Below are 12,045 nucleotides of genomic sequence, written 5' to 3'. Positions count from 1 at the left end.
ATCCTCTACAACGGGCCGGCGTTCTCCCGTCGGGTCTTGTGTGGGGTGGGCGCTGATCTGCGCCGGTTCGTATCACCCCGTGTCTGCGGCGGGTCCTGATCACCGTGCCCGCGATCGCGGGCGATCAGAACCCGAAGGAATCACGCCATGACCACCGTTCCCATCCACGGCGCCGGCGGCGTCGTCCCCGCGTCCACCGCTCGCCCGAACCCGCTCAACTCCCTCCTCGAGTGGGAGGCCCGCGCCGAGGCCGCCGTGAAGGCCTCGCTGCAGCGCTGGAGCATCCCGGCGCTGCGCGTCGCCCTCGGCGCGGTGTTCCTCGTCTTCGGGGCCCTCAAGCTCTTCCCCGGCGCGAGCCCGGTCGAGGCCCTCGTCAGCCGCACGTGGGAGAAGCTCACGTTCGGCCTGGTGAACGGGCAGGCCGCGCTCGTCGCCACGGCGGTCATCGAGGTCGCCGCAGGTGCGCTCCTCATCGCCGGCGGCGCCTTCGCCCGCGTCGGCCTCGTCGTCCTCGCGCTCGCATTCGTGGGCATCCTGTCGCCGATCGTGCTGCTGCCGGCAGAGGTCTTCGGCCCGGTCGGCCCGACGCTCACCGGCCAGTACATCTTCAAGAACGTGGTGCTGATCGCGGCAGCGCTCGTCGTGGCCTCCCGCGTGCTGCGCGGACCCGCGCGCCGCTGACCCGCCGCGCACGACTCGGCGAAGGCCGGACCCGATTCGGGCCCGGCCTTCGCCGTGTCGTAGACTGGACGGCGATCACAGCAACCTTTAACACCGTCCCGTGAGGCGGAGAAGGGAGCGGCGGATGAGCACGCGCACCGTGCTGCACGAGGCCGACATCGCCCGGGCCCTGACTCGGATCTCCCACGAGATCCTCGAGTCCAACAAGGGCCCCGAAGGACTGGTCCTCCTCGGCATCCCCACCCGCGGCGTCACCCTCGCCCACCGCGTCGGCGCGCTCGTCGCCGAGTTCGGCGGCGCCCCCATCCCGGTCGGATCGCTCGACGTCACGATGTACCGCGACGACCTGCACCGCAATCCGACCCGCGCGCCGCAGCCGACGCAGATCCCGGCCGGCGGCATCGACGGGAAGGTCGTCGTCCTCGTGGACGACGTGCTCTTCTCGGGCCGCAGCATCCGTGCCGCCCTCGACGCCCTGCAGGACATCGGCCGCCCCGCCGCCGTCCGGTTGGCGACGCTGGTCGACCGCGGCCACCGCGAACTGCCCATCCGACCGGACTTCGTCGGCAAGAACCTGCCGAGCTCGCGCGACGAGCGCGTGAACGTGCGCCTCGCCGAGACCGACGGCGTCGAGGAGGTGACGATCGAGTCATGAGGCACCTGCTCGACACCCAGACCCTCTCCCGCGAGGACGCCCTGCGCATCCTCGACGTCGCGGAGGACATGGCCGACACGCAGCAGCGCGAGGTCAAGAAGCTCCCGACGCTGCGCGGCAAGACCGTCGTCAACCTGTTCTTCGAGGACTCCACGCGCACGCGCATCTCGTTCGAGGCGGCCGCGAAGCGCCTGTCGGCCGACGTCATCAACTTCTCCGCGAAGGGCTCGAGCGTCTCGAAGGGCGAGTCCCTCCAGGACACCGCGCAGACGCTGCAGGCGATGGGCGCGGATGCCGTCGTCATCCGCCACGGCGCCTCCGGTGCGCCGCGCACCCTCGCCACCAGCGGCTGGATCAGTGCGGGCGTCGTCAACGCCGGCGACGGGACGCATGAGCACCCGACGCAGGCCCTGCTCGACGCGTTCACCATCCGCAAGCGCCGTTTCCGCGACGACAGCCGCGGGCGTGACCTTGCCGGCGTCAAGGTCACGATCGTCGGCGACGTGCTGCACTCGCGGGTCGCGCGCTCGAACGTGTGGCTGCTGAGCACGCTCGGCGCCAGCGTCACCCTGGTGTCGCCGCCCACGCTCGTGCCCCAGGACATGTCGGGCTGGCCGGTCGAGGTGCTGTACGACCTCGACGAGGCCATCGCCGCCGGCCCCGACGCGCTCATGATGCTGCGCATCCAGCTGGAGCGCATGAATGCGGCGTATTTCCCCACTGAACGGGAGTATTCGCGCCGCTGGGGCCTCGACGCACGCCGACTTCAGGGACTGGGAGCGGATAGCATTGTCATGCACCCCGGACCCATGAACCGGGGCCTGGAGATCTCCGCAGAAGCCGCTGACTCGCCGCGCTCGACCGTGCTCGAGCAGGTCGCCAACGGCGTCTCGGTGCGCATGGCCGCGCTCTACCTGCTGCTGGCGGGCGCGGAGCGCACCCCGGCCGAGACCACGTCCACGGCGGATGCCGCCGCCGCGGACGGCACAGCGAAGGAGAACACCCGATGAGCGAGACCCTTCTCTTCCGCGGGGCGCTGGTCGAAGGATCGACCGCCGCCGACGTCCTCGTCGAGGACGGCGTCATCGCCGCCATCGGCGGCGGCATCAGCCGCGCCGGCGCCACCGAGATCGACGTCGACGGCCTGGTTCTGCTGCCCGGTCTGGTCGATCTCCACACGCACCTGCGCGAGCCCGGGTACGAGGCATCCGAGACGATCCTCACCGGCTCCCGCGCCGCCGCGGCCGGCGGGTACACCGCCGTGTTCGCGATGCCGAACACCTCCCCGGTCGCCGACACCGCAGGCGTCGTCGAGCAGGAGCTCGCGCTGGGCGAGGCCGCCGGGTTCGTGACGGTGCAGCCGATCGGCGCCGTCACCGTGGGCCAGAAGGGCGAGCGGCTCGCCGAGCTCGGCGCCATGGCCGACTCGCGCGCGCGGGTCCGCGTCTTCAGCGACGACGGCTTCTGCGTGTGGGACCCGCTGATCATGCGGCGAGCGCTGGAGTACGTGAAGGCGTTCGACGGCGTCATCGCGCAGCACGCCCAGGACCCCCGCCTCACCGAGGGCGCGCAGATGAACGAAGGCGCCGTGTCGGCCGAGCTCGGCCTGGCCGGCTGGCCTGCGGTCGCGGAGGAGTCGATCATCGCGCGCGACGTGCTCCTGGCCGAGCACGTCGGCTCGCGCCTGCACGTGTGCCACCTCTCGACCGCCGGGTCGGTCGAGATCATCCGCTGGGCCAAGCGCCGCGGCGTGAACGTCACGGCGGAGGTCACCCCCCACCACCTGCTCCTCACCGACGAGCTCGTGCGCGACTACGACGCCCGCTTCAAGGTCAACCCGCCGCTGCGCCGCGAGGAGGACGTGCTCGCCGTGCGCGAGGGTCTCGCCGACGGCACGATCGACATCGTCGCGACCGACCACGCGCCGCACCCCGCCGAGGCCAAGGCGTGCGAGTGGCACGCGGCCGCGAACGGCATGGTCGGCCTCGAGAGCGCGCTGCGCGTCGTGCAGCAGTCGATGCTCGACACGGGCCTCATCACCTGGGGCGACGTCGCACGCGTCATGTCGCGCGAGCCCGCCCGCATCGGCCTGCTCACCGGCCACGGCACCCCGCTCACAGAGGGCCAGCCGGCGTCCCTGGCGTTCTACGACCCGTCGCCGCGCCGCACCTTCACGACCGACGACCTGCGCGGCCGCAGCACGAACTCGCCGTACCTCGGACGCGAGCTGCCCGGCGACGTGCGGTGGACCCTGCACCAGGGCACCGTCACGGTCGCCGACGGCGCGCTGCTCGACACTCCGGGGGTGCGCGCATGACCCGCGAGGCCGCGCTCGGCGTCATGGTCGCGGTCACCATCGCGCTGCTCGGCGTGCTGGTGTGGGCCTGGTGGCGACGAACGCGGCGCGACGCCGCGCTGGTCGCGCCCGTCGGCGAGATCCCCGCGGGCGCCGCGACGCTCTCGGCGTTCCCGACGCTCTACGTCGCGACGACGCGTCACGGCGAGCCGCTCGAGCGTCTCGCCATCGGCGGCCTCGCCTTCCGCTCGCGCTCCGACGTGACGGTCACCGATGCCGGCGTCGCCCTCGATCTCACCGGCAAGCCCCGCGTGTTCCTGGCGTCCGAGCGCATCGAGGACGTCGCACAGGCCACGGTCGCGATCGACCGCGTCGTCGAGCCCGACGGCCTCGTGCGCCTCGCGTGGCGCCTCGACGACGGCACCGTCGTCGACTCCTATCTCCGACCCCAGGATGCCTCGGCCCGTGCCCTCGCGGACGCCGTGGCCGGCATCCTTCCCCCGACCCAGACGGGAACCGACGCATGACCTCCCTGTTCCAGACCGACCCGGCCGTCCTCGTGCTCGAGGACGGGACCCGCCACGTCGGACGCGCCTACGGCGCCCTCGGCACGACCATCGGCGAAGTGGTCTTCGCCACCGGCATGACCGGATACCAGGAGACGCTGACCGATCCCTCGTACGCGGGCCAGATCGTGCTCCAGACCGCACCCCACATCGGTAACACCGGCATGAACGACGAGGACCCCGAGTCGCGTCGCATCTGGGTGTCGGGCTACATCGTCCGCGACCCCTCCCGCGTGGTGTCGAACTGGCGTGCCGACGAGTCGCTCGACGACGCGCTCGTGAACGACGGCGTGATCGGCATCAGCGGCATCGACACGCGCGCGATCACGCGTCACATCCGCTCGGCCGGCAGCATGCGCGGCGCGATCTTCTCCGGCGAGGCCGCGACGATCGACCCGGACGAGCAGCTGCGGCTGGTGCGCGAGGCCCCCGAGATGGCCGGCCGGAACCTCTCGGCGCAGGTCTCGGTGGCCGCGGCCGAGATCACGCCGGCGCAGGGCGAGCGCATCGGCAACCTCGCCGTGCTCGACCTGGGCGTGAAGCAGGCGACGGTCGACAACCTCGCCGCCCGCGGCTTCGAGGTGCACGTGCTCCCGCAGGACGTCACGATCGACGGCATCCGCGCGATCGACCCGGTCGCGGTGTTCTACTCGAACGGCCCCGGCGACCCTGCGGCATCGGGCGACCACGTCGACCTGCTGCGCGGCGTGCTCGACGACGGCCTGCCGTTCTTCGGCATCTGCTTCGGCAACCAGCTGCTCGGCCGCGCGCTCGGCCTGGGCACGTACAAGCTCCCGTTCGGCCACCGCGGCATCAACCAGCCGGTCCTCGACAAGGCCACCGGCCGCGTCGAGATCACCGCGCACAACCACGGCTTCGCCGTCGACGCGCCCGTCGAGGGCTCGTTCGACAGCCCGAACGGCTACGGCAAGGTCGAGGTCAGCCACGTCGGCCTCAACGACCAGGTGGTCGAGGGCCTGCGTGCGCTCGACATCCCGGCGTTCTCGGTGCAGTACCACCCCGAGGCCGCCGCGGGACCCCACGACGCCAACTACCTGTTCGACCGCTTCCGCGACCTGGTCGTCGCGAACCTCGAGAAGAAGGCCGCGAAGTAATGCCCAAGCGCGACGACATCAACTCCGTCCTCGTCATCGGCTCCGGCCCGATCGTCATCGGTCAGGCGTGCGAGTTCGACTACTCCGGCACGCAGGCCTGCCGCGTGCTCCGTGACGAGGGCGTCCGCGTCATCCTCGTGAACTCCAACCCGGCGACGATCATGACCGATCCGGACTTCGCCGACGCGACCTACATCGAGCCCATCAACTGGCGTGTGATCGAGACGATCATCGCGAAGGAGAAGCCCGACGCGATCCTGCCGACCCTGGGCGGTCAGACGGCGCTCAACGCCGCGATCGACCTGCACAAGCACGGCATCCTCGAGAAGTACGACGTCGAGCTCATCGGTGCCGACTTCGAGGCCATCAACAAGGGTGAGGACCGCCAGATCTTCAAGCAGCTGGTGCTGGACGCCGGCGCCGACGTCGCCGACTCGGTGATCTGCCACACGATGGACGAGCTGCTCGCCGGCGCCGAGAAGCTCGGCTACCCGCTCGTCGTGCGCCCGTCCTTCACCATGGGCGGCCTCGGCTCGGGCTTCGCGTACGACGAGGAGGACCTCCGCCGCATCGGCGGCGCCGGTCTGCACGACTCGCCGACCAACGAGGTGCTGCTCGAGGAGTCGATCCTCGGGTGGAAGGAGTACGAGCTCGAGCTCATGCGCGACACCGCCGACAACACGGTCGTCGTCTGCTCGATCGAGAACGTCGACCCGGTGGGCGTCCACACCGGCGACTCGATCACCGTCGCCCCGGCGCTCACACTCACCGACCGCGAGTACCAGAAGCTGCGCGACATCGGCATCGACATCATCCGCGCGGTCGGCGTCGACACCGGCGGCTGCAACATCCAGTTCGCGGTCGACCCGAAGACGGGCCGCATCATCGTGATCGAGATGAACCCGCGCGTGTCGCGCTCGTCGGCGCTGGCGTCGAAGGCCACCGGCTTCCCGATCGCGAAGATCGCCGCGAAGCTCGCGATCGGCTACCGCCTCGACGAGATCCCGAACGACATCACCAAGGTGACGCCGGCGAGCTTCGAGCCCACGCTCGACTACATCGTCGTCAAGGTGCCGCGCTTCAACTTCGAGAAGTTCCCGGCTGCCGACACCACGCTGACGACCACCATGAAGTCGGTCGGCGAGGCGATGGCGATCGGCCGCAACTACGCGACCGCGCTGCAGAAGGCGCTGCGCTCGCTCGAGAAGCGCGGCTCGAGCTTCCACTGGGGCGACGAGCCCCGTTCGGTGGACGAGCTCCTCGAGATCGCGAAGACCCCGACCGACGGACGCATCGTCGTCCTGCAGCAGGCGCTCCGCAAGGGCGCCACGGTGGAGCAGGCCTTCGAGGCCACCAAGATCGACCCGTGGTTCCTCGACCAGATCGTCCTCATCAACGAGGTCGCCGATTTCGTCGCCCAGGCGGGTGAGCTGGATGCCGCCACCCTCCGCATCGCGAAGGAGCACGGCTTCAGCGACGCCCAGATCGCAGAGCTCCGCGGTGACAGCGAGACCCAGGTGCGCGGCATCCGTCACGGTCTGGGCATCCGTCCCGTCTACAAGACGGTCGACACGTGCGCGGGGGAGTTCCCGGCGCTGACGCCCTACCACTACTCGAGCTACGACTTCGAGACCGAGGTCACGCCGTCCGAGCGCACGAAGGTCGTCATCATCGGCTCGGGCCCGAACCGCATCGGCCAGGGCGTCGAGTTCGACTACTCCTGCGTGCACGCGTCGTTCGCGCTGTCGGACGCGGGCTACGAGACGGTCATGGTCAACTGCAACCCCGAGACCGTGTCGACGGACTACGACACGTCCGACCGCCTGTACTTCGAGCCCCTGACCCTCGAGGACGTCCTCGAGGTGCTGCACGCCGAGGCGCAGTCAGGGAAGATCCTGGGCGTCATCTGCCAGCTCGGCGGCCAGACCCCGCTCGGGCTCGCGAAGGGCATCGAGGAGGCCGGCTACACGATCCTCGGCACCAAGCCCGCCGCGATCGACCTGGCGGAGGAGCGCGAGCTCTTCTCGCGCCTGCTCGACGACGCCGGACTCGTCGCACCGCGCAACGGCACCGCGATCGACGTCGACGGCGCCGTCGCGGTGGCCGAGGAGATCGGCTACCCCGTCCTGGTGCGCCCGAGCTTCGTGCTGGGCGGCCGTGGCATGGAGATCGTGTACTCGACCGAGGCGCTGCGCGACTACTTCGTGCGCGTCGCCGGCGAGGCGATCATCGGCCCCGGCCTGCCGCTGCTGGTGGACCGCTTCCTCGACGACGCGATCGAGCTCGACGTGGACGCGCTGTACGACGGCGACGAGCTGTACATCGGCGGCGTCATGGAGCACCTCGAGGAGGCCGGCATCCACTCCGGCGACTCGTCGTGCACGCTGCCGCCGGTGAGCCTCGGTCGCACCGACATCGATCGCGTCCGCATCGCCACGCACGCGATCGCCGAGGGCGTCGGGGTGCGCGGACTCCTGAACGTGCAGTTCGCGATCTCGGCCGGAGTCCTGTACGTGATCGAGGCCAACCCCCGCGCGAGCCGCACGGTGCCCTTCGTCTCCAAGGCCCTCGGCATCCCGCTCGCGAAGGCGGCGTCGCGCATCATGGCCGGTGCCACCATCGCCGAGCTGAAGGCGGAGGGGCTGCTGCCCGAGCAGGACGGATCGCGCGTCCCGCTGGACGCCCCCGTCGCCGTCAAGGAGGCCGTGCTGCCGTTCAAGCGGTTCCGCACGCGCGACGGCCAGACCGTCGACTCGGTGCTCGGCCCCGAGATGCGCTCGACGGGTGAGGTCATGGGCATCGACCGCGACTTCCCGACCGCGTTCGCGAAGTCGCAGGAGGCCGCGTACGGCGGCATGCCGCAGTCGGGCACCGTGTTCATCTCGGTCGCCGACGCCGACAAGCGCGCCGTCATCCTCCCGGCGCACCGCCTGCAGGAGCTCGGCTTCGATCTCGTCGCGACCGAGGGCACGGCCGAGATCCTCTCGCGCAACGGCATCGACGTGCGGGTGGTGGGCAAGTACTCCGAGACGCAGGACTCGGGCGAGACCAACATCGTCGACCTGATCAACGCGGGCGAGATCGACATCGTCGTGAACACCCCGTCCGGCGGCGCCGCCCGCGCCGACGGCTACGAGATCCGCGCGGCCGCCGTCGCGGGCGACAAGGCACTGTTCACCACGATGGCCGTGCTCGGCGCCGCCGTCAGCGCCCTGCCGGTGCTGCGCGAGGGCTTCAAGGTCAAGAGCCTGCAGGAGTACGCAGCCGATCGGGCGGGCGCATGACCTCATTCGGTGAGCGCATCCGCGCGGGGATGGCGACGCACGGTCAGCTGTGCGTCGGCATCGATCCGCATGCCCACCTCCTCGCGGAGTGGGGAATGGATGCCTCCGCCGCCGGTGTGCGCGAGTTCGGCCTGCGCGTGGTCGAGGCCGCCGCGGGCCGGGTCGCCGTCGTCAAGCCGCAGGTCTCGTTCTTCGAGGTGCACGGCTCGGCGGGCTTCGCCGCGCTGGAGGACGTGCTCGCGGCGGCGCGCGACGCCGGACTCCTCGTGATCGCGGACGCCAAGCGCGGCGACATCGGCACCACGATGGACGCGTACGCACAGGCCTGGCTCGCGCCCGGCTCGCCGCTCGAGGCCGATGCGCTCACCGTGAGCCCGTACCTCGGCGTGGGTGCGCTGGACGGAACGTTCGACCTCGCCCTGCGCCACGGCAAGGGCGTGTTCGTCCTCGCCGCGACCAGCAACCCCGAGGCGCTCGGACTGCAGCGCGCACGCCACGCGGACGGCGACACGGTCTCGGCCGGGATCGTCCGCGAGGTCTCCGAGCGCAATGCCCGCACCACGCCCGACGGCGAGTGGGGGAGTCTCGGATTCGTCATCGGCGGCACCGTGGACTGGACGGATGCCGGCCTCCGGCCGTTCGCGCCGGTCGCGCCGATCCTCGGCCCGGGCTTCGGTCACCAGGGTGCGGAACCACGTCATCTCGGTGAGCGCTTCGGCGTCCTGCAGGAAGCGGTGGTAGCGTCTGAGAGCCGCAGCATCCTGGCTGCCGGACCCGACCGGCTCGCCGCGCGCATATCCGAGCGCGCCCTTCTCTACCGTGGTGATTGATATGTCCGATTCGCGCACCCTTTTTCAGGAAACCCCTGATGAAGCCCCGCCCCACGTCCCTGGCGCGCAGGGGAGGCCCCCCGAGGTCGACCGCGTCGCCGCCTCGCGGCGCGCCGTCGCCGCCCGCCGCGAACGCGCCGCCCTCAAGAAGGACGTCGCGATGCGCGTGATCACGCCGCAGGAGCTCCTGCGGCGCGCCCTCGCCGAGCCCACGTCGCCCGCGGGCGCGATGCGCGTGCCCGAGTTCCTGACCGCGATCCCGGCGATCGGCGAGGGCAAGCGCGACCGCATCCTCCAGGACCTCGAGATCTCGCCGGTCAAGCGTCTGGGCGGCCTCGGCTCGCGCCAGCGCGAGGACCTGCGCCAGTTCCTCGACAGCCGGTGGCCCGAGGCCGAGCCCCGTGCCGGCCGCAGCCGCCTGGTCGTCCTCGCCGGTCCCACCGCGGTGGGCAAGGGCACCGTGGCCGCCCACATCAAGGACCACCACCCCGAGATCATGCTGTCGGTGTCGGCGACGACGCGTGCGCCCCGCCCCGGCGAGGTCGACGGCGAGCACTACTTCTTCGTCGATGACGCGGAGTTCGACCGCATGATCGCCGACGGCGAGCTGCTCGAGCACGCGACCGTGCACAACGCCTACCGCTACGGCACGCCGCGCGGCCCCATCGAGAAGGCCCTCGCCGAGGGGCGCACCGTACTCCTCGAGATCGATCTGCAGGGTGCCCGTCAGGTGCGCGAGGCCGACCCGTCGGCCACCCTCGTCTTCCTGCTGCCGCCGAGCTGGGACGAGCTCGTGCAGCGCCTCGTCGGCCGCGGCACCGAGGATGCCGCAGAGCGCGCCCGGCGCCTGCGCACCGCGAAGACCGAACTGGCCTCGCAGGGCGAGTTCGACTACCGGGTCGTGAACGACGACGTCGCCCACGCGGCCGACGAGGTCGCCCGCCTCGCGCGCTGAGAGCATTCCGTCACGTAGAATGGTGGGATGCCTCGGCACCCCGAGGCTCCATCGACTATTCCTTTCATCCGATCCAGGAGGTTTCGCCATGGCCGGAACGAACCAGGGCATCATCGAGCCCCCCATCGACAGCCTCCTCGAGAAGGTCGACTCGAAGTACCAGCTCGTGATCTTCGCGTCCAAGCGCGCGCGCCAGATCAACGACTACTACTCCGACCTCCACGAGGGGAACCTGTTCGACAACGTGGGCCCGCTCGTCGACTCGACCGTCGAGGACAAGCCGCTCACCATCGCGATGCACGAGATCCACGAGGACAAGCTGCGCCTGCGCCGCGCGGAGTAATCCGTCACATCCTCGATGCCCCCGACGACGGCCCTGTCCGTCGTCGGGGGCATACTGGTGTCCGCGCCCTCGGCGCCCGGACGCCACGATGACCGGAGCCACGACAACTGGAGTACCGATGACCGACCTGCGTCTGTTCACGTCCGAATCCGTCACCGAGGGACACCCCGACAAGATCTGCGACCAGATCTCGGACTCGATCCTCGATGCGATCCTGGACGCCGACCCGAACGGGCGCGTCGCCGTCGAGACCCTCGTCACCACCGGGCTCGTCCACGTCGCCGGTGAGGTCTCGACCTCCGCGTACGTCGAGATCCCGGCCATCGTGCGCGGCGTCGTCAACCGCATCGGCTACACCTCGAGCGACACCGGCTTCGACGGCGACTCATGCGGCGTGAGCGTCTCGATCGGGGCGCAGTCCTCCGACATCGCCGCCGGCGTCGACAAGGCGTTCGAGCGCCGCGAGGACGGCTCGGAAGACCCGCATGACCTGCAGGGCGCGGGCGACCAGGGCATCATGTTCGGCTACGCGACGACCGAGACGCCGCAGCTCATGCCGATGGCCGCATGGACGGCGCACCGCATGGCCGAGCGGCTCGCCGAGGTGCGCCGCTCGGGCGAGCTGCCTTTCCTGCGCCCCGACGGCAAGACGCAGGTGACGCTCGGGTACGACGGCCACACTCCGAAGACGGTCGAGTCCGTGGTGCTGTCGACGCAGCACCACCCCGACATCTCGCAGAAGGCGCTGCGCGCCGCCGTCCGTGCCGAGGTCATCGACCCGGTGCTCGAGGCGACCGGGCTCGAGCTGCCCGACGTGAAGTACTACATCAACCCGGCGGGGCCGTTCGTCATCGGCGGCCCGAAGGGCGACGCCGGCCTCACCGGCCGCAAGATCATCATCGACACGTACGGCGGGGCATCCCGCCACGGCGGCGGCGCGTTCAGCGGCAAGGACCCGTCGAAGGTCGACCGCTCGGCCGCGTACGCGATGCGGTGGGTCGCGAAGAACGCCGTCGCCGCCGGACTCGCCGACCGCCTCGAGGTGCAGGTCGCGTACGCCATCGGCAAGGCCAAGCCCGTCGGGCTCTACGTCGAGACGTTCGGCACCGGCCGCGTGGCCGACGACGTGATCACCCAGGCCATCCTCGACGTGTTCGACCTGCGCCCCAAGGCGATCATCGACCAGCTCGACCTGCTTCGGCCGATCTACGCGCAGACCGCGGCGTACGGCCACTTCGGCCGCGAGCTGCCCGACTTCACGTGGGAGCGCACCGACCGCGCCGACGCGCTGCGCGCCGCAGCCGGGCTCTGACACCGGCC

At 70.8% G+C, this 12,045-nt stretch carries 11 protein-coding genes; all 11 read left to right on the top strand.

Annotated features, from left to right (window positions below; translation table 11 throughout):
- Positions 1-147: 147 nt before the first annotated feature.
- The 11 genes from ASF40_RS05845 (at position 148) to metK (ending at position 12,037) form a co-directional block, all read left to right on the top strand.
- Positions 148-681 carry a hypothetical protein gene (locus ASF40_RS05845; protein ID WP_056367274.1) on the top strand — a complete coding sequence of 178 codons (534 nt, stop codon included), beginning with the start codon at positions 148-150 and terminating at the stop codon, positions 679-681.
- A 124-nt stretch (positions 682-805) separates the two neighbouring features.
- The gene (gene pyrR, locus ASF40_RS05840) at positions 806-1,336 is read left to right on the top strand and encodes a bifunctional pyr operon transcriptional regulator/uracil phosphoribosyltransferase PyrR (RefSeq protein ID WP_056367273.1); all 531 of its coding nucleotides are present in this window, start codon (positions 806-808) and stop codon (positions 1,334-1,336) included.
- Entirely contained in the window at positions 1,333-2,346 is a 1,014-nt protein-coding gene (locus tag ASF40_RS05835) for an aspartate carbamoyltransferase catalytic subunit (protein WP_056367272.1), read from the top strand. The genes pyrR and ASF40_RS05835 overlap by 4 nt, the downstream gene beginning before the upstream one ends.
- Positions 2,343-3,653, top strand: coding sequence for a dihydroorotase (locus tag ASF40_RS05830; protein ID WP_056367271.1), 1,311 nt, complete (start codon positions 2,343-2,345; stop codon positions 3,651-3,653). The genes ASF40_RS05835 and ASF40_RS05830 overlap by 4 nt, the downstream gene beginning before the upstream one ends.
- Positions 3,650-4,159, top strand: coding sequence for a PH-like domain-containing protein (locus ASF40_RS05825; RefSeq protein WP_056367270.1), 510 nt, complete (start codon positions 3,650-3,652; stop codon positions 4,157-4,159). The genes ASF40_RS05830 and ASF40_RS05825 overlap by 4 nt, the downstream gene beginning before the upstream one ends.
- The gene (carA, locus tag ASF40_RS05820) at positions 4,156-5,313 is read left to right on the top strand and encodes a glutamine-hydrolyzing carbamoyl-phosphate synthase small subunit (RefSeq protein ID WP_056367269.1); all 1,158 of its coding nucleotides are present in this window, start codon (positions 4,156-4,158) and stop codon (positions 5,311-5,313) included. Before ASF40_RS05825 ends, carA begins: the two co-directional genes overlap by 4 nt.
- Complete coding sequence (gene carB / locus ASF40_RS05815) at positions 5,313-8,597, top strand: carbamoyl-phosphate synthase large subunit (RefSeq protein WP_056367268.1); 3,285 nt, start codon at positions 5,313-5,315, stop codon at positions 8,595-8,597. Before carA ends, carB begins: the two co-directional genes overlap by 1 nt.
- Complete coding sequence (pyrF, locus tag ASF40_RS05810; protein ID WP_056367267.1) at positions 8,594-9,427, top strand: orotidine-5'-phosphate decarboxylase; 834 nt, start codon at positions 8,594-8,596, stop codon at positions 9,425-9,427. The genes carB and pyrF overlap by 4 nt, the downstream gene beginning before the upstream one ends.
- A gap of 1 nt (position 9,428) precedes the next feature.
- Positions 9,429-10,382 carry a guanylate kinase gene (gene gmk, locus ASF40_RS05805; protein WP_056367266.1) on the top strand — a complete coding sequence of 318 codons (954 nt, stop codon included), beginning with the start codon at positions 9,429-9,431 and terminating at the stop codon, positions 10,380-10,382.
- 88 nt (positions 10,383-10,470) lie between these two features.
- Positions 10,471-10,725, top strand: coding sequence for a DNA-directed RNA polymerase subunit omega (gene rpoZ, locus ASF40_RS05800; RefSeq protein WP_018170775.1), 255 nt, complete (start codon positions 10,471-10,473; stop codon positions 10,723-10,725).
- A gap of 118 nt (positions 10,726-10,843) precedes the next feature.
- The gene (metK, locus tag ASF40_RS05795) at positions 10,844-12,037 is read left to right on the top strand and encodes a methionine adenosyltransferase (RefSeq protein ID WP_056367265.1); all 1,194 of its coding nucleotides are present in this window, start codon (positions 10,844-10,846) and stop codon (positions 12,035-12,037) included.
- Positions 12,038-12,045: the final 8 nt, after the last annotated feature.

Source organism: Microbacterium sp. Leaf288, from assembly GCF_001422925.1.
Lineage (GTDB): Bacteria > Actinomycetota > Actinomycetes > Actinomycetales > Microbacteriaceae > Microbacterium.
The sequence above is the reverse complement of the archived record's forward strand: the minus strand, read 5'-3'. Positions and strand labels throughout refer to the sequence as shown.